At 38.6% G+C, this 23,389-nt stretch carries 19 protein-coding genes; 11 read left to right on the top strand and 8 right to left on the bottom strand.

Translation table 11 applies throughout. The features are described from left to right. Nucleotide 1 precedes the first annotated feature (1 nt). From folK to fmt, 5 genes are all read left to right on the top strand, one after another. Nucleotides 2-418, top strand: a complete 417-nt coding sequence (gene folK, locus IX38_RS05120; protein ID WP_034702432.1) for a 2-amino-4-hydroxy-6-hydroxymethyldihydropteridine diphosphokinase — start codon at nucleotides 2-4, stop codon at nucleotides 416-418. A gap of 20 nt (nucleotides 419-438) precedes the next feature. Beyond that, nucleotides 439-1,548 carry a flagellar motor protein MotB gene (locus tag IX38_RS05115; protein ID WP_034702430.1) on the top strand — a complete coding sequence of 370 codons (1,110 nt, stop codon included), beginning with the start codon at nucleotides 439-441 and terminating at the stop codon, nucleotides 1,546-1,548. A gap of 33 nt (nucleotides 1,549-1,581) precedes the next feature. After that, nucleotides 1,582-3,018 (top strand): OmpA family protein, encoded by a 1,437-nt coding sequence (locus IX38_RS05110; RefSeq protein ID WP_034702428.1) that lies wholly within the window; start codon nucleotides 1,582-1,584, stop codon nucleotides 3,016-3,018. A 77-nt stretch (nucleotides 3,019-3,095) separates the two neighbouring features. Beyond that, nucleotides 3,096-5,003 (top strand): RecQ family ATP-dependent DNA helicase, encoded by a 1,908-nt coding sequence (locus IX38_RS05105; protein ID WP_034702424.1) that lies wholly within the window; start codon nucleotides 3,096-3,098, stop codon nucleotides 5,001-5,003. 247 nt (nucleotides 5,004-5,250) lie between these two features. Then, a complete protein-coding gene (gene fmt, locus IX38_RS05100) occupies nucleotides 5,251-6,195 on the top strand; it encodes a methionyl-tRNA formyltransferase (RefSeq protein ID WP_034702422.1) in 945 nt (314 codons plus the stop codon). 279 nt (nucleotides 6,196-6,474) lie between these two features. Here the strand turns inward: fmt and ribB are convergent, their stop codons facing one another. Beyond that, a complete protein-coding gene (gene ribB / locus IX38_RS05095) occupies nucleotides 6,475-7,596 on the bottom strand; it encodes a 3,4-dihydroxy-2-butanone-4-phosphate synthase (protein WP_034702420.1) in 1,122 nt (373 codons plus the stop codon). A 67-nt stretch (nucleotides 7,597-7,663) separates the two neighbouring features. Continuing rightward, entirely contained in the window at nucleotides 7,664-8,668 is a 1,005-nt protein-coding gene (locus tag IX38_RS05090; RefSeq protein ID WP_034702418.1) for an LLM class flavin-dependent oxidoreductase, read from the bottom strand. A 164-nt stretch (nucleotides 8,669-8,832) separates the two neighbouring features. Between IX38_RS05090 and IX38_RS05085 the strand changes: the two genes are divergently transcribed. Then, the gene (locus IX38_RS05085; RefSeq protein ID WP_034702410.1) at nucleotides 8,833-9,342 is read left to right on the top strand and encodes a hypothetical protein; all 510 of its coding nucleotides are present in this window, start codon (nucleotides 8,833-8,835) and stop codon (nucleotides 9,340-9,342) included. A 211-nt stretch (nucleotides 9,343-9,553) separates the two neighbouring features. Here IX38_RS05085 and IX38_RS05080 read toward each other — a convergent pair whose 3' ends face one another. Beyond that, complete coding sequence (locus IX38_RS05080; protein ID WP_034702408.1) at nucleotides 9,554-11,686, bottom strand: helix-turn-helix domain-containing protein; 2,133 nt, start codon at nucleotides 11,684-11,686, stop codon at nucleotides 9,554-9,556. A gap of 84 nt (nucleotides 11,687-11,770) precedes the next feature. Here IX38_RS05080 and IX38_RS05075 point away from each other — a divergent pair, with 84 nt between their 5' ends. Beyond that, on the top strand, nucleotides 11,771-12,220 hold the full coding sequence (locus tag IX38_RS05075) for a hypothetical protein (RefSeq protein WP_034702406.1): 450 nt from the start codon (nucleotides 11,771-11,773) through the stop codon (nucleotides 12,218-12,220). A gap of 260 nt (nucleotides 12,221-12,480) precedes the next feature. Here the strand turns inward: IX38_RS05075 and IX38_RS05070 are convergent, their stop codons facing one another. Then, nucleotides 12,481-13,014, bottom strand: a complete 534-nt coding sequence (locus IX38_RS05070) for a gamma carbonic anhydrase family protein (RefSeq protein WP_034702553.1) — start codon at nucleotides 13,012-13,014, stop codon at nucleotides 12,481-12,483. A 175-nt stretch (nucleotides 13,015-13,189) separates the two neighbouring features. On the opposite strand from IX38_RS05070, the gene IX38_RS05065 reads away from it, so the two are divergent. From IX38_RS05065 to hemH, 3 genes are all read left to right on the top strand, one after another. Then, the gene (locus tag IX38_RS05065; protein WP_034702403.1) at nucleotides 13,190-14,068 is read left to right on the top strand and encodes a NifU family protein; all 879 of its coding nucleotides are present in this window, start codon (nucleotides 13,190-13,192) and stop codon (nucleotides 14,066-14,068) included. Nucleotides 14,069-14,079: 11 nt separating this feature from the next. After that, complete coding sequence (locus IX38_RS05060) at nucleotides 14,080-14,442, top strand: NADPH-dependent FMN reductase (protein ID WP_051884482.1); 363 nt, start codon at nucleotides 14,080-14,082, stop codon at nucleotides 14,440-14,442. A gap of 181 nt (nucleotides 14,443-14,623) precedes the next feature. Next, entirely contained in the window at nucleotides 14,624-15,652 is a 1,029-nt protein-coding gene (gene hemH, locus IX38_RS05055; protein WP_034702402.1) for a ferrochelatase, read from the top strand. 354 nt (nucleotides 15,653-16,006) lie between these two features. Here the strand turns inward: hemH and IX38_RS05050 are convergent, their stop codons facing one another. Beyond that, the gene (locus tag IX38_RS05050; protein WP_034702400.1) at nucleotides 16,007-17,221 is read right to left on the bottom strand and encodes a type IX secretion system plug protein; all 1,215 of its coding nucleotides are present in this window, start codon (nucleotides 17,219-17,221) and stop codon (nucleotides 16,007-16,009) included. Nucleotides 17,222-17,290: 69 nt separating this feature from the next. Between IX38_RS05050 and IX38_RS05045 the strand changes: the two genes are divergently transcribed. After that, the gene (locus tag IX38_RS05045; RefSeq protein WP_034702398.1) at nucleotides 17,291-17,929 is read left to right on the top strand and encodes an MBL fold metallo-hydrolase; all 639 of its coding nucleotides are present in this window, start codon (nucleotides 17,291-17,293) and stop codon (nucleotides 17,927-17,929) included. A 246-nt stretch (nucleotides 17,930-18,175) separates the two neighbouring features. Here IX38_RS05045 and IX38_RS05040 read toward each other — a convergent pair whose 3' ends face one another. The 3 genes from IX38_RS05040 to IX38_RS05030 are packed head-to-tail and all read right to left on the bottom strand — an operon-like array spanning nucleotide 18,176 to nucleotide 23,336. Then, nucleotides 18,176-20,605 carry a TonB-dependent receptor gene (locus tag IX38_RS05040; protein WP_034702397.1) on the bottom strand — a complete coding sequence of 810 codons (2,430 nt, stop codon included), beginning with the start codon at nucleotides 20,603-20,605 and terminating at the stop codon, nucleotides 18,176-18,178. Nucleotides 20,606-20,625: 20 nt separating this feature from the next. After that, nucleotides 20,626-22,104, bottom strand: coding sequence for a trehalase family glycosidase (locus tag IX38_RS05035; protein ID WP_034702394.1), 1,479 nt, complete (start codon nucleotides 22,102-22,104; stop codon nucleotides 20,626-20,628). Between the two features lie 2 nt (nucleotides 22,105-22,106). Then, on the bottom strand, nucleotides 22,107-23,336 hold the full coding sequence (locus tag IX38_RS05030) for an MFS transporter (RefSeq protein WP_034702392.1): 1,230 nt from the start codon (nucleotides 23,334-23,336) through the stop codon (nucleotides 22,107-22,109). Nucleotides 23,337-23,389: the final 53 nt, after the last annotated feature.

The following is a 23,389-nucleotide window of genomic DNA, read 5'->3' as shown; positions in this document are numbered from 1 at the left end:
TATGTCGCAGCATAAGGTAGTTTTGTTACTAGGAAGTAACCTTGGAGATCAAAAAAAAAATTTACAGCTGGCCCTTCAGAAAATCTCTGAGGGAGGTAATTTCATTTCACAAGTAAGCGAATTTTTGACAACCGAACCCGTAGAATTTGTTAGTTCCAATATTTTTTGTAATATTGCATCAGTAATATTCACGCGTCTCTCGCCTATTCAACTGCTTGATTTTATTAAAAGTATAGAAATTGAGATGGGAAGAATCAAAGATTCAACTGCATTGGGCGGCTACAGCGATAGAATAATAGATATTGATATCATTAAATATAATGATCTTAAATTCAGATCAGAAAGATTAGAGATACCCCATTATAAGCATTTGTTTGAAAGGGATTTTTCTAAAATATTATTGAAAGATTTTATCTAAATAAAACATAAAAAACATATATGAAATTAGGTTTATTATTATTGGCCACACTGCCTATCGCGGCTTATGCCCAGGATAGTACCACAGTAAACTCTTCTAGTGAGTATCCTAATACCTTTTCTTCAGGTTCTGCCAATGTACAGCGTTTCGACAACAAAGCCAGACGTTTTAATGACTGGTCTATTTCCGTTGGTGGAGGTGCTGCGTTTATGGCACACTCTGATCTTACATCTTTTTATGACAAAAAGGTCAACTGGGGGTATAGTGCTTACGTGAGTGTTGACAAGCAGATTACTCATGTTTTCGGATTAAGCCTTATCTATCAGAGAGGTGAAACAAAACAGAAAGCAAGGTTAGAAGGCGCAGCAGGTGTTGCGGCTGGTGTAGGAACAGCAACTACCAAATTTGATCAGGTTGCTTTAATGGGAGATGTTAACTTTTCCAATCTATTGAGAAGAGTTGATAATCATTCTCCTTACAGATGGGCATTACATGGTTATGCCGGAATTGGGTTCCAGGGTTACAACACTTCTCTGCATGACGCAAACGAATTCAGATGGAGCGACAGCCCAAAAAGAGTTCCTCTGTTTATTGAAAAGGATTTCGACATTAACTCTCTATACTATCAGTTTGGAGCAGGAGTGAAATATAAAGTGTCTAAACTTATCGACATCGAAGCCAGAACAATGTATATTGTAAGTGGTGATGATGAATTCGATGGAGGCGGATGGGGTGATCCCAACGACTACGATCCTGCAACGCCAGGTTCAAAATATAACATGATCAGCGATTCAAGATCCGATAACGCATGGACAGTGACTTTAGGAGTTTCTTTCAAATTAGGAAACAAATTATCTCACCTGGCATGGCATGACCCGCTTCAGGAAGCCTACTACAGAACAAGCGTTTTAGAAAATGCAGCTACAGATCTTGTAGTATGTGAAAAAGGTGATGCTGATAATGACGGCGTATGTGATGACTGGGACAGACAGTTAGATACTCCTGCAGGAGCAAGAGTAGACGGTGCAGGTGTAGCTTTAGATATGGATCTTGACGGAGTGATAGATCTGTATGATAAATGCGTAACGGTTCCGGGACCTGTTGAAAACAACGGATGCCCAACAAAATAAAATCATTTAAATAACTAAATAAAAAAATACACTATGAAATTAAGTTTAGCAATTGTAGCATTAGCAATGGCAATTCCAGCCGCAAGCTATGCGCAAGACTCAACAGCAGTTTCAAATGGAGAATATCCAAACACATTTTCTTCTGGTTCTGCCAACGTGTCTCCGTTTACCAATCAATCAAAAAGATTTAACGACTGGTCTATTTCAGCCGGTGTGGGTGTACCATTGGTACAGTCAGCTGATTTAACATCTATCAAGAATGGTAACGGTAAAAATCTTTTCGGATACTCTGCTTATGTAAGTATTGATAAAGCGATCACTCATGCGTTCGGTTTAAAATTACAATATGACAGAGGTGAAACAAGACAAGGATGGTTCAACACTAAAGATGCTGCACCTGATGCAACAGCTGTAGGGGCAAGGACTCAGTATGATGCAATCTCTTTATTGGGAGACATCAACTTCTCTAATTTATTGAGAAGAGTTGACAACCATTCTCCTTTCAGATGGGCGCTTCATGGTTATGCAGGTATTGGTACTATTGCCTACAAAGCTTATCAAAAAGATGTTAACGGACAGAGAGTAGCCACGGAAATTAAACCTTTCAAACTAGGTTCAATGTTCATGCAGGCTGGTGCCGGTCTAAAATACAAAATCAACAGAAGACTTGATCTTGAAGGCCGATTGATGTATGTGGTAACTGGTGATGATGAATTCGATGGAGGCGGTCAACAATACAGTGCGATCAACAAACGTGAAGAGCAGGTATCAGACAACTTCTTTAACGCTACTTTAGGTATTACCCTAAAATTAGGGAAGCACGAATCTCACTTGATGTGGCATGATCCACTTCAGGAAATCTATTACAAGCTTGATGTTTTGGCTAACAAAAACCAGGATATTGAAGTATGTAAAAAAGGTGATGCTGATAACGACGGAGTTTGTGACGATTGGGACAGACAGCTTGATACTCCTGCAGGTGCAAGAGTGGATGGTGCTGGTGTTGCTCTTGATACTGACCTTGACGGTGTAATCGACCTTTACGATAAGTGTGTAACTGTTCCGGGACCTGTTGAAAACAACGGATGTCCTACTGTAGTTCCAGGAAAAGTAGATGAAACTACAACAAAATTAGAGGGAATTGAGTTTGATTTAAATTCTGACAGAATTTTACCTTCAAACACTCCAATCTTAAATAACGCTGTTTCATATATCAACTCTTCAAACGGTGCGTATAATGTAATCGGGGCTACAGATACAAGAGCTTCTGATGCTTATAACCAAAAGCTATCTGAAAGAAGAGCGAATAGCGTTAAGGACTATTTGATCAAAAACGGAGTAGAATCTTCTAAATTGAACGCAATCGGTAAAGGTGAAAAAGACCTTAAATACCCTGAGTGTGAACCAGCTACTAAATGTCCTGAATGGAAAAACAGAGCTAACAGAAGAGTATATTTCGAAGCTAAATAATAAACTTTTTAGTAAATATATCAAAGCCGTGCACAGCACGGCTTTTTTTGTTGTAATACTTTTATTACTTTTACCCTATGATTTCGCAGCAGGATTTTCAAAAATTAAAATATGATACCCTAAAATATTTTTGGGGTTATGATAGTTTCAGAGATTCTCAGGAAGAAATTATCAATGCTGTCATTAATGAAAACGACAGTCTCGTGCTTCTGCCTACTGGTGCAGGAAAATCCCTCTGCTACCAGCTTCCGGCCCTGTTGAAGGAAGGAACATGCCTCGTCATTTCTCCTCTTCTTGCTCTGATGAAAGATCAGGTGAGCCAGCTCAAGCAACGTGGCATTGAAGCAGAATACCTTTCCTCCGAGCTTGATGAATATGATGCAGAAGCTGTGTACGACCGCTGCAAGGACAGCCTTACCAAATTACTGTATGTATCCCCGGAACGACTGACCAATGCACAGTTTCTTCAGAACATCGAAGAAATTCAGTTGTCATTTATTGCCGTAGATGAAGCTCACTGCATTTCAGAATGGGGACAGGATTTCCGTCCGAGCTATCAGAATATCAAAGAATTCAGAAAAAATCATCCGAAGATTCCATGTCTTGCTTTAACGGCCACTGCAACTCCCAAAGTATTGGAAGAGATCAAAAACAAACTGGAACTTAAAAAACCGTTTGTTTTTCAGAAAAGTTTTAAGAGGGAAAATATCAGGATCTTTATGGATGAGGTTTCTGATAAATTTCAACGTGTTTTTGATATTTTAAAACATAACAATGATTCCGGGATTGTTTATGTAAGAACCAGAAAAGATGCAGAAATGCTGTCTGAATTTCTTAAGAAAAATCAGGTAAAAAATGTAGACTATTTTCATGCAGGTCTTACTACGAAAGAGAAAAACACCAGACAGTCTCACTGGAATAACAGTGACAATCAAGTTCTTATCTCAACCAATGCTTTCGGTATGGGGATAGACAAAGATAATGTCCGTTTTGTGATCCACTATTCTCCGGCTCCTTCATTAGAAAATTTTTATCAGGAAATCGGAAGAGCAGGAAGAGACGGCAAGGACAGTTTTGCATTTCTTCTTTGGAACCAACAAGAATTGCTGAATTTTGATGAGATCCTGAAAAATCAGATTCCCAACAAAGCCGAATTTTTAAAGATCATCACCTATCTCTATTCTATTTTTCAGGTGGCGGAAAATGAACTGCCGGAAAAGGTTTTTCAGCTGAACATTCAGGGGATACAGAATTTTACCAGACTATCAAAAGCTAAGATCAGTAATGTTCTTAATTTTCTGCATAATCAGGAAATCATCTATCATAATGACAATAAGAGCCTGTCCTCAATGGAGCTTCTCTTCAATGCTGAGGAAATAGACCAGCTGCCACAGAAAGACGCTTATTTTATAGAGCTTCTGCTCCGTACCGTATCGGGAATTACGACACATAAAGTGATGTTCAGCGAACAACAGGTCAGCAATAAGATCGGAGTAAGTGTCCCTCTGATCAAAGAGCGGCTTAAAGAACTTCAACAGAAGAACTACCTGGAATATGTAGACGGTGCCCTTTCAAGCATCAAATTCCTGAGGCCGCGTGATGAAAGAGCAATTAATGCAGCGTACTGGAAACTTTTTGAGCATATCCAAAAAAATAAAATTCAGAAATGGGAAGAGATCAAGTTTTTTATAGAAAATAATGATTACTGTAAAATGAAACTTATTCTCGCCTATTTTGGTGAAAAGAATACGAAGAACTGTGGCCAATGCTCAGTATGTGAAAAGAACAAGCAATCCATTTTCGGAAAAAATATTTCCCAGCAGATCATTAATCTGTTGGCTAAAAAACCTTCCACCATCGAAGATCTTTCTGTACAGCTCAATTACCATTCAAAAAACAACATCTTAGAAAACCTCATCTTCCTTTTAGATTCAGGAAAAGTGAAAATGTTGAATTTCAGAACGTATGCACTCAATCACGAGTAGTGAGGAATCATCAATGTTGAATGGTGAATTTTGCTTCGCAAGTGAATGATGAATAGGCAAGATTCAAGAAACAAAACCGGAAAACAAAACTTTAAGCTTAGATAACAGATTTCAAACTAAATCTTACTCACTCTAAAACTCTCCAACCCTAAAACCCTCACACCCTAATACTCTCCAACTCTAATACCTCCGCCACTCCACCTCAAAACCCTTTCCATTTTCACCCGCAAACCCTTATCTTTGCACCATGAAATCATTGAAAGTTGTTTTTTTAGGAACTCCGGAATTTGCAAAGACCTCTCTGGAGGCTATTCATCAGTCCAGTCATGAAGTTGTAGGTGTTGTAACGGTTGCTGATAAAGCCAGTGGGCGCGGACAGAAGATCAGTCAGTCACCGGTAAAAGTATATGCTTCAGAAAATAATATTCCGGTTTTCCAGCCGGAAAAACTGAGAAATCCTGAATTTTTAGAGGAACTTAGAAAGCTGGAAGCTGATGTATTTGTGGTGGTAGCATTCAGAATGATGCCAAAGGTTCTTTTTGAAATGCCTAAGATTGGAACTTTCAATCTTCATGCTTCACTGCTTCCTGATTACAGAGGAGCTGCTCCTATTAATTATGCCGTAATTAATGGAGAAGAAAAAACAGGGGCAACCACATTCTTCATTAACGAAAAAATAGATGAGGGAAATATCCTTCTTCAGGAAGAACTGGAAATTTTACCGGATGAAAATGCCGGAAGTCTCCACGACAGATTAATGATAATGGGTTCTAAGCTGGTCGTAAAAACACTTAACGGTCTGGCAGAAAACTCCATTACTGAAAGGCCTCAGCCCCATGTGGAGCATCCTAAAAACGCCTATAAAATATTTAAAGAGGACACTAAAATCAACTGGAATGCTCCATCCAAAACAGTTCACCAGTTTATCCTTGGAATGTCCCCTTATCCGGCCGCTTTCACAACTATAAAAATTGGAGAAGAAGAAAAAGGATTAAAAATTTTCGCAGGAAAGTTTGAAATTGATAATCATGGAAAACCTTCCGGAACTTTGGATATTTCTAAGAATGATTTTAAAATCTACACGGAGGACGGCGTTTATTTCCCACAGGAACTTCAGCTTGAGGGTAAAAAAAGAATGTCTGTGAAAGATTTTCTGAACGGATTTAGAAATTTTGATGAAATAAGCCTGTAAGGTTTTGGGGTTGGAGGGTTGGAGAGTATTAGAGTTGGAGGGTTTGAGAGTTTTTGAGTGTAAAACTTTGGAGTAAAGTGAGTTGAAGGTTTAAATAGCCTGAAATCCTGTTCCGGATTTCAATATATTTTCTGACGAGCTTCTTTAAAGGTTCTGTTATAGAAATTAAAAAGGTTTAGAAAAATTCTAAACCTTTATTATCTTAAACTCGTTTTTTACTTGCTTCAGTACATTCACAAATTAAGTCCGTTTTAACCATTGTCATTCGCCAATTACGTTTTACAGCTGAACCATTTCCGTAACCTCTACATCATATCCGCCAACCTGCGGCTTGATATTCGGGTTTTGTGTAATCACTTTAAATTTATTGATTCCAAGATTTTTCAGGATCTGTGTTCCGATACCATAATCTCTGTAATTGTATGCTAAAGTAGGATGCTGTACCTGGCCGTCCTGGTAATTCAGGAACTGCTGAAGCTTTCTCAGCGTATTTTCAGAATTTGAAACGTTATTGATGAAAATAACAGCTCCTTTTCCTGCTTCATTCACCATATGGGTTACTTTTTCCAATAGCGGTTTTTCACCGTTATTAAGTCTTGTCAGTACATCAAAATAAGAATCTGAAGACTGAACTCTTACCAAAACAGGCTCATCAACCGTCCATGAACCTTTTGTCAATGCAAAATGGATCTGGTCATTCGATGTCTCCCTGAATGCAAAAAAGTCAAAGTCACCATAAGCTGTTTTTACTTTTCTTTCTTCCAGCCTTTCGATAAGGTTTCCTTTTTTAAGCTGATAATGAATCAGGTCTTCAATGGAAACGATCTTCATATCGTGTTTCTGAGCAAAAGCATGAAGTTCCGGCAAACGTGACATGGTACCGTCATCATTCATGATCTCACAGATCACCCCTCCTTCTTTTAATCCTGCTAAACTTGTAAGATCAATAGCAGCTTCAGTATGTCCTGCTCTTTTCAGAACTCCTCCTTTTCTTGCACGAAGCGGGAAAATATGACCGGGTCTCATGAAATCTGTCGGCTTGGATTTTTCATCCATTAAAGCTAAAATGGTTTTGGCTCTGTCACCGGCAGAAATTCCTGTAGAAGTTCCGTTTCCAAGAAGGTCCACAGAAACGGTAAAAGCTGTTTCCTTAGGATCACTGCTTCTGCTTACCATGACTTCAAGACCAAGCTCGTCGCATCTTTTTTCAGGAAGCGGCATACAGATCAGCCCTCTTCCGTGGAATGCCATAAAATTGATAATTTCCGGCGTTGTCAGCTCTGCAGCACAAAGAAAATCGCCTTCGTTTTCTCTGTCTTCATCATCTACTACTATGATTATTTTACCATTTTTGAGGTCTTCAATAGCCTCTGGAATAGTATTCAATTTAATATCAGACATGTTTACTTTTTATTTGTGCAAAGATACTTATAAAAATAAGCATCTGCCAATTAATATAAAGGGTTTGTTAGGCTTCGGATAAAGAGTTTACAGCCTCTCTGAAAATCCCGTAGGATCTCAGTCTCTTCTGGTGATCGTAGATATGGGAATTGATAATTAATTCATCTACATTGAATTTTTCCTGAAAATCTTTAAGTTTTTCTTCAATTTCTGCCTGATCTCCGATCAATGTATATTTTAGTTTCTGAAGAACCATCGACTTCTCCATTGGTGACCAGATGTTATCCATATCATCTACGGGCGGTGCAAAAGGCTTCCTGTCATTTCTTATGATATTGATAAATGCCTGAAATAAAGTTGTGGACATTTTATGTGCCTCTTCGGAAGTTTCTGCTGCCACTCCATTCACGCAAGCCATCACATAAGGTTTATCCAGCTGTTCCGAAGGCTGAAAATGTTCCCTGTAAATTTTAAAAGCCATTTCCATCTGCTCAGGAGCAAAATGTCCCGCAAAAGCATACGGAAGTCCAAGTTCTGCAGCCAGCCATGCACTGTCTGTACTGGATCCTAAGATATAAAGCGGAATATCGAGACCTTCACCTGGAATGGCACGAACCAAAGCATCAGAATTATCTTTCGAAAAATACGTCTGTAACTCTAAGATCTGTCTCGGAAACTGCTGGTTGATGATCGCAGGATTTCTTCCTAAAGCCTGGGCTGTAAGACCATCGGTACCGGGAGCTCTTCCCACCCCAAGATCTATTCTTCCCGGGAAAAGGGATTCCAATGTTCCGAACTGTTCTGCGATAATTAAGGAGCTGTGGTTGGGAAGCATGATTCCACCGGATCCCACTCTTATTGTTTTTGTCCCGTTGGCAATAAAACCGATCAGAACTGTGGTGGCGGAGCTGGCAATACTTTCCATATTGTGATGCTCAGCCAGCCAGAATCTTTTATAATTTAAATTTTCAGTATGGTTTGCTAAAGACAAGCTGTCCTGAAAGGTATCGTGAATACTCTTATCCTGCTTTACGGGAGCAAGATCAAGCACCGATATTTCAAAATTTTTCATATTTTAAATTTTAGGTTTAAAACCAAACAAATTTAAAGCTAATAATTTGCATTAGTTACTTTTTGTAATTGATAGGATGGATTAGCTAGTTCAGGAAAAAACTATTGGAATTTGAGTTTGCATTACATACTTTTGCTTATAGAATATTTCAACACAATTTATAGATGAAAAAAATATTATTAATTTTTACAATTTTAATTTTTGGAAATAAATTAATTTCTCAAGAACACAAAAATATTCCAACCACATTTCCAACTGATTATGGCATTTTCACTTTTCCAATCGGTTCAAAGGTAACTTTTGAACTTAAAGAAACCAAAGAAGGTAAATATGAATATCGTGTATTGAATATTGAGCCATATAAAGAATACTATTCATTAAGCAAATCCAAAAAACTTTTTTCCGAAAATCCTAAAGATAATACGGTTGAAATATTTTTTATGGGAGCTTATTATAATGATGGAAAAGAAGATAAAGATTGGAAAACTCTACTTAGCTTAAGAAATAATTTAAAGACTCCATTGAATTATAAAGCAGATATAAAATATTATTTTAAGGATGAATTTGAGAACACTTCAATATCTGGAGCATTTCCAAAAACCTCTACGAATGAAATTTGGCAACATAAGATCGACTTTATTACATTATACAATTTTGAACAACTAAAGAATTAGACAAAACTATTGTATAAAAATCATTATTAAACCTTACTATTTATCTGTTCTTCTTTTTTTTTGAATTATAATGATTGATCAAAATTCTAATCTTATCAAATATGAAATTTTAGAGATCACTTTAAATTCTATTTGTAAACTTGGATACCGGGTCAATCAGGATCTTCTGAACAAATAAAAGACCGTCTCACTTTTGGGACAGTCTTTCTTGTTACATCGAATCATTCTTCTCTTTCTTAAAATTATAATGATTAATCAAAATCCTGATCTCATTAAATTCAAAATCACTAGGCAAAGCATTCTTCCATTCCGTAAGGGTTTCATGAGGATTTTCGTAGAATTCTTTTTCAAAAGCTTTGATCTTATCGGAAGTGATCACTCTTGAAATATCCAGTAAGCCCTGCTCTGCAAATTTTGCTAAATGACCGATCACGGTTTCTTTTACCAGGCCTCTTTCCATAGCAATTTCACCGATGGTTTTTCCCTGCTCAAATAATTGGAAGGTCAGAACCTGGGAAGGAACTTTTGCGATTTTTAAATTGATTTCCTTATCATTTTTTTCATCTAAAAGCTTCGTTTCCAGCAAATGGATCTCTTTCAGACTGTTCAGGTATTCTTCCGTGTCTTCCAGCCAGTTTCTGAACTCTTCATTATACTGTTTCAAGCCTTTTGTGCCTTTAATTTCAGCATAGAATTCTTTCAGAGGATTGAAGACTTTATCCCTGATTTCCGTGAAGAAAAAATTAACAGCGCCTTTCGTTTTACTTTCAATATCGGACCATTCTTCTTTGTTTTCAATAAAATTATTAACCTTCTGGGAAATAACCCTTTCCAGTTTTTCGAAGATCTTTCCGAGGTTGACAATTTCGTGTTTCAGCTGAACATACAGCTGGTTTGTCTTTACATGATCAATACTTCTCGTGGTAATGGAAAGCTTATTCCATTCCTCCACTTCCTGAAGAAACCACAGACAGTTCACAGTACGGAGTACTTTTTTGATGCTGTAATCATATTTCTCACGGTTCAGGATAGCTTCAACACTATCATTGGCAAAAGTATCACCCTGGAACTGCAGAATTCTGTTGTCCTTGAAGATCACTTCAGGAGTAATTTTAGATTTTAAAACAATTCCTTCCAGCGTACGGCATCTCGACAGGGCTACATACACCTGCCCTGCTGTAAAGCTTTTCCCTGCATCAATGATCACATTATCAAACGTTAATCCCTGGCTTTTATGGATGGTAACCGCCCACGCCAGCTTTATCGGAAACTGTTCAAAGCTTCCCAAAACTTCTTCTTTGATATTTTTTTCGGTATCGAGGAAATATTTTTTCTGTTCCCAGACTTCTCTTTTAACCGTAATTTCCCTTTCGCTTCCATCAAGAACAACCTTGATCTCATTATCGTCTAACGCAGAAATTTCACCCAGCTTTCCGTTGAAATATTTTTTCTCACCGGTAATATCATTCCTGATAAACATGACCTGTGCCCCGACTTTTAATTCTAAAAACTGCTCGTTCGGGTACTGGTTTTCCTTAAAATCCCCAAAGAGCTTGGCTTCATAGGTTTTAACGGTCAGATCAATTTCTTCCAGTTTTTCCTGGTTAATCTCATCCGCCATCCTGTTGTGCGAACACAGATAAACGTAAGATTCAGTTCCTGCTTTAAAATCCGGATCATATCTTTCATTAAGAACATCAAAATTGATATTGGCTACATCGCCGTTACGGATCGCATTCAGAATGTCCAGGAATTTTTCATCCGATTGCCTGTAAACCTTGGTTAATTCAATGGTCAGAAGCGGAATATCTTTTACAGCATGACTGTCGAAAAAGAAAGGCGACTGATAACAGATTTTCAAAATATGCTCATCCCTTACCACCGGTGGAAGCTGATAAAGATCCCCAATGAACAGCATCTGAACGCCACCGAACCGCTGGTTATTTCTTCTGATAAATCTCAGCGAAAAATCCATCATATCGAGAACATCGGCTCTCAGCATGGAAACCTCATCAATGATAAGAACCTCCACTTCTCTTAAAAGTTTAAGCTTATCTTTTCTGTATTTGAAATGCGGCATCAGGTCGGCAATATTATTTGCCAGGCTCCCGTCGATACGGTCCGTGGTCGGTAAAAAGGTCCTCAAAGGCAATCCAAACATGGAATGAATGGTAACTCCTCCTGCATTAATCGCGGCAATTCCGGTAGGAGCCACTACGATATATTTTTTCCTCGTTTTCTTTACAAAATCGTTGAGGAAGGTCGTTTTCCCGGTTCCTGCTTTTCCCGTAAGAAAAACACTTCTGTTCGTATGCTCTATTAAGTCAAAAAAATGATTGTTCATTGCGCTTCAAAATTACGGAAATGAATTTGATTTTTTTACCTTGGCACAACTTTTGAAAATTCTTTAACAGAAAAGAAATTTATAATGAAAAAAAAATTCATATATACTCCACTCATAGTATTATGCACTACATTTGCTCTGGTTTCATGCAATACATCCAAAAATACCACTGCCAATCTGCCTAAAGATATTTCGGAAAGACCTGCGGATGAAGACAGCCAAAAATATGAACAGGCCCAGATGGATAAATTAAAAGCATCCATTGAATCTGAATTGTCCAAAGAAAAATGCGCCGATGCTTCGGAATGGACATTTGCCCCTATGGGAGCAAAACCCTGTGGCGGACCTGAGCAATATATCGCTTATCCTAAAAAAATAGAGAGTACCCTTCTGCCAAGAATTGAAGAGTATACACAGAAGGTAAAAGCCTTCAATGAAAAATACAATATGACATCTGACTGTATGATGGTGATGCCGCCAACTTCTGTCAAGTGTATCAATGGAAAAGCCCAGCTCATAACAGCAGAGCAATAAGAAACAAACCAACATCAAAGGTTATATATACGTTGAAAATCAACAAAAACTCATTCAGGAATTTATACTGGGATGGTAAAAAAGCTCTATCGGTAGGATGGAGCTTTTATCGTATTTTAAAATCAATGGTGAATTTTGCTTCGCAAGTGAATGGTGAACGGGTAAATAATAGATTCAAGAAACAAGAGCCAGGAAACAAACACTTTAGACTTCCTCTAACACTCTCAAACCCTAAAACACTCATACCCTAAAACTCGAAACTAGCTTCCCACCTCCAGGTTTTCCTTATACCACGAAGAGTATTTTACATAATTATCAGCAATTCTATTCACTTCTCCCTCAAGTAATTGGGCAGAAATATCTTTAATTTTTCTTGCCGGAACTCCACCCCACACTTCTCCTGTTTTAATATGGGTACCCTGCGTCACTACGGAACCTGCTCCTACAATAGAATTTTCTTCTACCAGACAGTCATCCATAACGATAGCTCCCATACCGATGAGTACATTATCTTTGATCGTACAGCCGTGAACGATCGCATTATGACCGATGGAAACATTATTTCCAATATTTAAAGGGTGCTTCTGATATGTGCAGTGCAGCATAGCATTGTCCTGAACATTTACTTTATCACCCATCCTGATGTAATGCACATCTCCCCTGATCACTGCATTATACCAGATACTGCAGTCCTTTCCCATAGTAACGTCACCGATAATGGTTGCCGTTTCTGCCAAAAATGTACCCTCTCCTATCTGAGGTGTTTTCCCTAAAAGTTCTTTTACAATTGCCATAGCTTTAATTTGATAATTTGAAAATGAGTCAATTTGAAAAATAATAATTTCTGAAACGGCCATTTCTATTCTCTAATTTTTAATTTCAAATAACCGTGATAGCGAAAATCTAATTTCTAATCTCTGACTTCTAATTTCTAATTGCGTATTTTTGTATCTCAAATTTAACGAAAAAATGCATACGATACTTATAGAACCAACTGAAAACCCGAAAGTGATGAAATTTGTTGCGGATTATAACCTGATCCCGGGCTCTTTAGAGTTGGACAGAAGTTCAGATATTTCAGAAATCCCTCTGGCTCAGGAACTTTTCAATTATCCTTTTGTGGAAAGAATTTTCATTACAGCTAATTTTGTAGCCGTAGCGAAGCAGGACACCATAGAATGGGAACATGTAGCCGACAGCCTGAAAAATGTCATTGAGGATGAATTACTGGCTAATCCAAGAGTTTACCTTCAGAAAAGAAAGGAAATGTATCAGATCTATGCAGAAATGACACCTAATCCCAATGCCATGAAGTTTGTTTCCAGTAAACTGCTTATGGAAGGTTTTGTGGAAGTAAAATCGAGAGAGAAATCAGAGGGAGTTCCTTTGGCACAGGCTATCTTTAATGAATTTGATTTTGCAAAGGAAATTTTTATTTCTGACAATTTTGTGGCCGTAACAAGAGATGACTCTGTGGAATGGCATCAGGTGATGATGGCTGTACGCGGTTTTATTGCTGAATATCTTCAGAGTGGAGGGGAAATTTCAAATCTTGAACCTCAGAAACATGAAAACCCTGTTGAAAAGATCATCAACAGAGATTATACAGACGACGAGCAGAAAATTTCAGATATTTTAAATGAATATGTTGCTCCTGCAGTGGAAAATGACGGCGGAAAAATTTCCCTGATGGAATATGACCAGGAAAGCAAAACAGCCAAAATGTTATTACAGGGAGCCTGTTCAGGATGCCCGAGCTCTACCGCGACTTTAAAAAACGGAATTGAGAGTATTCTGAAACAGTTCGTTCCGGACTTAGTGGAAAGAGTGGAAGCTGTAAACGGATAACCGAACATAAAATGGTACCCACAAAAAAGATCTTGGTCATTATTGGAAGTGCCACAAAAAATTCCGGTAACCGGAAATTAATAGAACAGGTTCTGGAAAAGCATCCGGGGATGGAGTTTCGTATATATGATGATCTTTCTGTCCTTCCGCATTTCGATACTTCACGAACTGACAGGGATACACCAGACGAAGTATTGAAAATCAGGGAAGAGATTGAAAATTCGGCAGGTGTCTTATTTTCTACTCCGGAATATATTTTCAGTATCCCAAGCAGGCTGAAAAACTTGTTGGAGTGGTGTGTTTCTACCACTGTTTTTTCTGAAAAGCCGGCTGCTGTAATTAACGGCATCTGCCAGTGGAGAGAAAGGTCATGAAGAATTAATCATGATTCTGAAAACACTCGGAGCCCGGACAGAAGACCGGCATCAGCTTTTAATAAAGGGGATAAAGGGAAAATTTAACAGTGACGGCCGGGCTGAAAATAATACCTTTGCAGAAGTATCAACATTGATAACAGATTTCGAAAACACTGTTTCATAATTAAAATTAAAAATATTGGATAAAAAAGGAATTTTACTGGTAAATCTTGGTTCCCCAAGATCTACGGCCGTAAATGATGTAAAGGAATATCTTGACGAGTTTTTAATGGATGAAAAGGTCATCGACTACCGCTGGATCTTCCGTGCACTGCTGGTTCAGGGAATTATTCTGAAAACAAGACCCGCAAAATCTGCAGAAGCCTACAAAACAGTATGGACGGATGAAGGTTCTCCTTTAATTGTCATTACTGAAAAGATCAAAAAGAAACTACAGAAAGTAGTTGACGTTCCGGTGGAAATCGGGATGAGATATGCTCAACCGAGCATTGAAACAGGCATTCAAAAATTAGTTGACCAGGGAGTTTCCGAGATCGTGCTGTTCCCATTGTACCCGCAATATGCGATGAGTACTACGGAAACGGTGATTGAAAAAGCGGAAGAAGTACGTAAAAAGAAATTCCCGAAAGTAAAGATCAATTATATACAACCCTTCTACAACAGGGAAATCTACATCAACTGCCTTGCAGAAAGTATTAAGGAAAAGCTTCCTGAAAATTTCGATGTCCTGCAGTTCTCTTATCACGGGGTACCGGAAAGGCATATTTACAAAACAGATCCTACAAAGACCTGTAATCTTAACGACTGCTGTTCAAGGGAGACGAATCCAAGCCACCAGTTCTGCTACCGCCATCAGTGCTATAAAACGACAGAGGCTGTGATCGCCAGGATAGGACTTCCCAAAGAAAAAACAATTGTTTCTTTCCAGTCGAGATTAGGAAAAGACAAATGGATAGAGCCTTACACCGATGAAACTTTAGAAACGATCCCTAAAAAAGGAGTAAAAAACCTGGCCATTGTCTGCCCGGCTTTCGTTTCCGACTGCCTGGAAACTCTGGAGGAAATCTCTGTGGAAGGTAAGGAACAGTTTCAGCATGCAGGTGGAGAAAACTTCCATTATATTCCGTGCCTGAACGACGAAGACCGCTGGATAGATGTAGTAAAGATCCTCTGCGAAGAAAAACTGAACGATTTTTATCTGGTTTAAAATATAAGGAGCTGTTTTACAGTTCCTTTTTTTATTGATTTCGATTTTAAACACAAATGATACAAATAATCTACACAAATAGCCACAAACATCTGTGGATGAAAAAAATATTTATTAACCACAAAATTTTTAAACCCTAAAGTTTATTAAATTGAATACTTCATGGAGTATACCAGAGTGAAAATATAATGAATATTGAAATGACGGGCACATTCCCCTCCCGCGGAGGGGTGGCGAAAATTCAAAGAATTTTTGACGGGGTGGTTAATTATAAAACACAAATCCACCACCATCCACACAATAAAAAAGAGGCATCCACGAATGCCTCCTGATATCTAAAATTCAATGTAAAAACTATTTACCAATAGGTGTTCTGAATTCCCCATACCCCATCAGTCCGTCATAATTACGCCCGAAAGGCGCATAATATAAAAATGCCTGGTACAGGTTTTCAGTCTGCCAGAAATTACCGTTTATCTCTCCAAAATTCAGAGATCCGTTGCTTTCTTTTGTGGCGAGAATGTAGTTATAGAAACCCTGTTTCAGAAATATTTTAGCTACATATTTTTTATTGGCTGCATCGTACTGCATCTGATTTTCTTTGCCCGGCTTAAAATTATTAAAACCTCCCAATACGTAAATTTCTTTATCTACAGGCTCAGAATCCAGAGAGAAATACACCCATGAATAGTCAGCTTCCCTTTCTGCATTCCTTTCCAGTCCCAGATCATTTCTTCTGTAGAACCATGCTCCGTTTACATCAGGCTGGTATTGATAATTCAAAGGAAAAGCCCATACCGGATGCAGATAGGTGTTGTTTACACCATCCTTCAATTCTGTAGCCTGTACCATATCTGCGGCCATATTCATATTCTTGTTATCAAAATAATAGAATTCGTTATTGCCCGGAAATGTTAAGTTCATCTGTTGAAAAAGCAGCTGATTTCCTAGTGTTGCACTTGGTTTTAAATTATTAACCGCCAAATCAGGGTTGTTGTTCTGCATGACATTTAAAGTCATTGAATTGACATTGGAAGAAAGATCTCCTGCTTTTGAAGTTGCCTTTACTTCTACCCTTTGATTGACAACGGGATTTTTGGCATCTGCAATTCTCGAGATATTCAAAGCAACCGTTGCGGCATCTTCCACCAGATAAAACCGTCTTTTGAAAAGCGGCCTGTCCGCCGAATCTTTATAAACAATCAGTTCAAAATTTCCTGAAATCTTCGGCTGTATTTTATCATTCGGGAACGTAAGCTTGTAATGGGTATAAGCCTGGATAGTATTAAAAGAATATTGGAACTGATCTAAAAGCCCGTTTAAACTTCCGTTGGCAATCTCTGTAAAAAACAAATTGTCATCGTTCCAGTTTCTGTCGTAATGCTTGATCGTGTATCTGTAGATCTCGCTGGCATTGCTAAGGTCATCAAAGCTTAAGACCAGCTGTTGTCCGAACTTTATGACAGGCGTTTCATCGTTCGTCTGCGGGTTAAATAGCTGTATACTTTGGATGTTTTGTCCAAAAACCAGTCCTCCCAAAGAAAGTAAAAGTATGCGCAAAGTTTTCATTATGACGAAGATAACGAAAAATCGGGATTTTCTTAATAATATCGTATTTTTGAAATAAAAAAATCAGTTATGCTCCAGATCCAAAGCTTCGTATTCAATTTTGCCAGCGAAAATACCTACATCCTTTACAACGAAAATAAAAATGCCTGGCTGATCGATCCGGGAAATATGAATGAGCAGGAAACTAAAGCTATAGAAAGCTTTATTGCTGAAAACGGACTGAAGATCCGGAAAATTCTTCTTACCCATGCTCATATTGACCACGTTCTGGGTTTGCAGTGGGCTTTTGATACCTTTAAAGTTCCTGTTCATATGCATAAAGAAGACCAGGAAGTCCTGGACATGCTTCAGGCCAGCGGAATGAGATTCGGATTTTCTGTTGATCCTGTAAAAGCAGATATCATTTATATCAATGAAGGTAAAACCCTTGAACTGGACGGAGAAAAATTCAAGATTTACCACGTTCCGGGACATTCTCCGGGAAGCGTTGTTTACCATAATGAAAATCAGAAATTCATGATCTCCGGGGATGTTCTTTTTGAAGGCAGCATCGGAAGAACCGATCTTTACAAAGGAAATCATGAGTTACTGATCGAAGGAATCACCAACAAATTATTTATTCTGGATGATGAAACTCAGGTTTTTTCAGGCCATGGCAATCCTACGACGATAGGCTTTGAGAAGCAGTATAATCCGTTTTTTAAGTAGATTCGAGGTGCGGGTTTCGTGATGCGAAGTTGGAGCGTATTAGGGTTTGAGAGTTGAAGAGATTTAAATGATCTGAAATCTGTTATCTAAATCTAAAGTCTCATTCACCATTCACTTGCGAAGCAAAATTCACCATTGACCTATTCAGATCAATAAGTATAAAAAGTTTGAGAGTATAAATTCTCTTCCAAAGCAAAAACCGCCGGAAAAGATCTCTGGCGGTTTTTTATGAAGAAAATATAAGTATTAAAAATCTAATGTGATGGATGCTCTTACGGCTGCTCCCATAATCGGTCTTGCCATAATAGTTCCGTCTCCGGTTGGAGAGCCTGCTCTTGGATCCCCTTCTGTAATACCGATTGTATTAAAGATATTGGTTCCGTCAACAGCAAAACGGATTTTCCCCAACTGATAAGAAGTTCCGGCTCCAAATTCACTGAATGACGGTAAAGTCTGAACATTCATCTGGTCCTGGAAACGTTTTCCATAGTAGTTATAGCTCACATAGGTTCTCCACTGCTTTGTAATATTGACAGCCGGTGAAATATTGAAGTACACCTTCGGCATTCTTCTTACAACATTTCCTTCCAGAAGACTTCCTTCTTCCAATCCGCTGTATTTTGGATTTTGAATGGTTCCGTTGAAAGTAAGCTCCAGCATATTGTTAAACAACCTTGCGTATCCTTCCAGCTCAACTCCATAGTTTTTGGTATTGGCAAAAGTATTTTCTGAAGTTCCATTAGAAAACACATCTGTAAATGACAGGTTTTTAAGCGTTGAATAAAACGGAATTACTGCAATATCAAATGTACGTGAGTAGTACTTGTACCCCACTTCCACCTGATTGGTCAATACCGGCTTTAAAGGCTGGTCCGGATTAGGAGTTGTGAAATAATTGTAATAAGCCTCCTCATTCGGCGATCTGAATCCGTGAGAAAAACGTGCATAAACAGCATTTTCCTTATTAATCTTATAGTTGGCAGCTAAAGTATAGGAAAGCTTATCAATATCATAGCTCCAGTAGTTGTATTTGTTTCCTAAAACACTCATGTTATCATCAGCAGTGGTTGTATTGAAACTGTGTGTACCATCAGTAGTTAACCCTGAATTATTCAAGTTTGCAGTTGTTGTATTGACCGAATATCCTTTGTAGAAATCACGGCTGTAACGAAGTCCCGCATTAATACTCAAATCATCTGTAATATTGTAATCCAAATTAGCATACAGATCATTCAGGCTTCCCTGAACCTGGGAGTCTCTCAACAGGAAAGACATATCGGTAACTCCGTTATAAGTTTTAGAATAGCCTGTGGAATTTGGGCTAAGAGAAGTATCAACCAGGTTAAGAAGTTCCGGCTTATCTGATGCTGTTGCCAGAATATTGCTCCAGTTCCAGTACTGATGAGATTTCCAGTTGGATTTATAGAAACCTGCCGTTACATTTCCTTTGTCGAATTTGTAATTCAACTGTAAATCATTCACAAAATTATTCATCTGCTTATCAATAGCCCAGAAGCCTAGTTCCTGAACAAAAGCCGGGTTTACGGCAGCCCCGTTGCTTACCAGGGAATATTGATAATTGTTTCCTGTAATTCCATTATCACTGGCAAATTTACCCGCAGTGGCAGGACCTCCTGCAGGGAAGATCCCTGTATAATTCATATTGATATTGGTATACCTTGTTTTGTTTAAAACAGAGAAGTTACTTCCAAGGTCATATTTGAATTCAGCACCTAAAACATCAACTTTCGGATGAATTCCGTCTTCAAGATTTCTGCTGAAAAAACCACCGCCGGCCTGAGGAATATTCAGCTGGCTGATCGTTCTGTAACTGTAAGTCCCGTAATTGGCATCGAAACCTGCAAATTCTTTCAGATCATTCCCGTTTTGAGTTAGAGGAATCGGAAGGAAAAAAGTATTTCTGTCGTCTAATTTTTTATAGTATACCTTAGCATAGCCTTTATCAAACACATACTTAAGGTTCATTCTGATCTGTCCGCCGTTGTTGGCTCTGAAACCAGTTTTTCTGATTCCGTTATCCGTTCTGTAGAACCCTCCAACGTTGAAGAAAAGCTTATCCTGAACCAGAGCGCCTCCCACGTTAATATCTGTACGCATCAGGCCATAAGTACTGGTTTCCAGTTTAGCAGTTCCTTTAAAATCGTTACTCCCTTCCTTAGTAATAAAGTTGATAAGACCTCCGGGAGAATTGGTTGCATAGATGGATCCTGAACCTCCTCTTAATGCTTCCAGCCTGCTTACGGAATTATCTACACGGAAAAAATTATCAGCATTGGCAAACTGAAGCGCTCCGTCTTCAAAAACCGGAAGTCCGTCTTCCTGAACCTGTACGAATTCATAAGCTCCCGCAGAAGGAATACCTCTTGCAAAAAGGTTATTTCCCACTTCACCACCTGAAGTTTCCACGGCAAATCCCGGAACCCTCTGCAGTAATGCAGCAGCACTGATAGGATTCTGCTTCTGGATTTCTTTTGCTGTAAAGGTAGAAATAGCCGTACTGGATTCTATTTTCTTTTTCGGTCCGGAGTTTCCGGTAATAACGATCTGGTCTATAGAAGACGTTTTGACTGAGTCCTGAGGAGTTTCCTGGGCATACGCATTGTTAAAGTAAAGCGTAGCAGTGGCAGCCATTAAAAATATCGATCTTTTTTTCATAGCATATGATTTTTATATAGTTAGTTTTGTTTTAATTTGAGATAGACGCCGTTTGTCCATCCGAATCCGTCCTGGTTCGGATATTCTCCTCCTCCGGCAATGGTTTCAGTGTCTAGTGCGTTATATTTTTCCATTAATTTTCCGGTGTTGCTGTAGACTCTTTCCACATTCCCGCACCAGTTGTTTTTTATTTCTTCAGCCAGTTCATCAAAGCCATAATTTTTCATTGCTTTGAAACCTAACCACTGATACGGAGCCCATGCATTCGGAAGATCCCATTGCTGTCCGGTTTTTTTTGTGGTGGTCACAAGACCTCCCCGATACAGGAATTTCTCTTCTATATTTTGAGCAACAGATTCTGCCTGCGTTTGATCTGCAAGTCCTAAAAATAATGGGTAAAGAGCAGCAATATGTTCAGACGGTGTGTTTTTGTGTTTTTTTAAGTGATAATCTTTATAACATCCGGTATTTTTATCCCAAAAATAGGTGTTGATCATCTGTCTGCGTTTCGCTGCTCTTTCAGTAAAATAAATTTCTTTTTCTCCCAGGTTCAGAAGCGCTGAAGATTTCGCAAGCGTTTTTTCCAAATGCCATAAAAGGCTGTTCAGATCCACTTCCGCAATGTTCAGTGTTTCTATCGTCTGTATATGTTCTCCGTCTGCAAACCATCTGCTGGAAAAATCCCAGCCGGATTCGCAGGCACTTCTTATATTCCGGTAAAATTCTTCGCCTGCATTTTCGCTGTCTTCAATGTCAATCAGGTAACTTTCCGGGCGTGGTGTATTTTCGGTATCGTAATAACGGTTCAGAATATCTCCGTTCTTTGTTTTCGCCACTCTTTTTACAGCGGAATCATTGTCCAGCCATTCTTCCCCGCTCATCCAGAAAGCATATTCTTTCTCTAAAGTGTCGTGATATTGGGTGTAAATTTTTTCGTCATTGTTGGTTTCAAAAACAAGATCCAGCATCAGCGAAAAATAAGGAGGCTGTGAACGGCTCAGGAAATGGGTTCTGCTCGCATTGGGAACAAAACCTACATTCTGAATCAAATAAGAGCAGTTTTCCACAATGTTTTCCATCATTTCTGTTCTTCCGGAAACCTGCAGCCCAAGCATAATAAAATAGCTGTCCCAGTAGAAAAACTCATTAAAACGACCTCCCGGTACAATGTATGGTTTTGGAAGCTTCAACAGTGTTCCTTTTTCTTCGTAAGATGTACGGGTCAGTTCATCCCAAAGTTTTTCGATATGCTCCTCTATCGGCAGCTGATCCTCCCTTTGGATTGATATTTTCGCTCCAAGAAAATCAAAGTTGGCCCTTACAAAATCTTTCAGATCAAATCCTTCACTTCCTTTTTTCTTTTCATACGATGCATTGATCTCCGAAACAGGAAACATTGGAACGGCATCGGTCATCATCTTTTGGTCCTCGAAGACCTCTGCTCTCTGTACATCATCAAAAAGAACCTGGATTTCGTTTATGTATAGCTGTTTATTCATTATTATTTCTTAGGATTTATTTTTAATTTATTCATAAAAATGGCCGAAATGATCAGCAGGGAAAGCGGGATCAGCGAAAGATAAAATGCCTGCTGTCCACTGAATTCCTGGAAGACAAAACCTGTGATCATAGAGCCGATAGTACCTCCAATCGCGGAAAAAACCACAATCAGCCCGGACATAGCACTGTGCAGATATTTTGGAATGGATGCCAGGATCACAGAATTGATACTTGGATAAATCGGTGCCAGCAAACCTCCCATCAACGGAAATAAGTACACCACAAGAGGAGCATTCAACCAGCCTGTCCCTTCATCAATCTGGATATTATGAGTCAATGGCAGAACCAGAATGATACTTACCGCAAAACCGATCACACAGAAAGAAACTACATAGATCCAGCTGAATTTCTTGGAAAAAAAGCCAGATAAAAATCTTCCCAATGCAAAAGCTCCGGCTAAAACTGCTCCCGCCTGGATACTCATAGAAGTGGGAAGTTTCAGTATTTCTTTATAAAAAGTAGGGGTCCAGGTCTGGAAGCTCTGTTCTACCAGTACAAATAAGAAGGCACACAGAAGAAAAAACAATACTTTCTTATAGCTGAACAGGCTTATACTGTTTTTCAGATCTCCCAGCAAATCGGTTTTTTCACTTCCGGCTTCGCTTTCATTTAATTTTGAAAAGAATAAAAATAAAAATGACAGTGCAGAAAGCGTTCCCAATACCCAATATACGTTCAGCCATTGGGTAGATTGCGGATTATGATCATCAATGAATAAGCTGAAAAGTACATTTCCGGCCAATACCCCGATCATGAAAAAGCCTTCCAGAAAGCCCATAAAACTTGAGTGTTCTTTATCCGTATCCGTCACAAGGCCAATAGAGGTGAAAACTGATATTTTTATTAAGGCAAATGAGATTCCTACAATAGCAAAGAGAAGTTTGAAAAACCAGAAACCATTTGAAAACGGCATCACAAAACACATGCAACTCACCAGAAAAAGGGCAATAAGCATGGAATTTTTGATCCCAATTTTCGGCAGAAATGATGCCAGAATAAATGAGCATATGGCGATCGGCAAATCTTTAAAACCTTCCAGAACACTTGCAGAAGATTTTGAGATTGCGAAGTTCTGCTGCACCTGCAGAATAACAGTTCCCACGGAATTCAAAAGAATCGCGAAAACAAAATAATTCAAAAACAATACAGCTTTAATATTGAAATTTTTCATGGAGATCATTTCTTGTCGGCTAAGATAGAAGCATTTCGGTTAACATTAATTTA

This window comes from Chryseobacterium luteum (assembly GCF_000737785.1).
GTDB lineage: Bacteria > Bacteroidota > Bacteroidia > Flavobacteriales > Weeksellaceae > Chryseobacterium > Chryseobacterium luteum.
The sequence above is the reverse complement of the archived record's forward strand: the minus strand, read 5'-3'. Positions and strand labels throughout refer to the sequence as shown.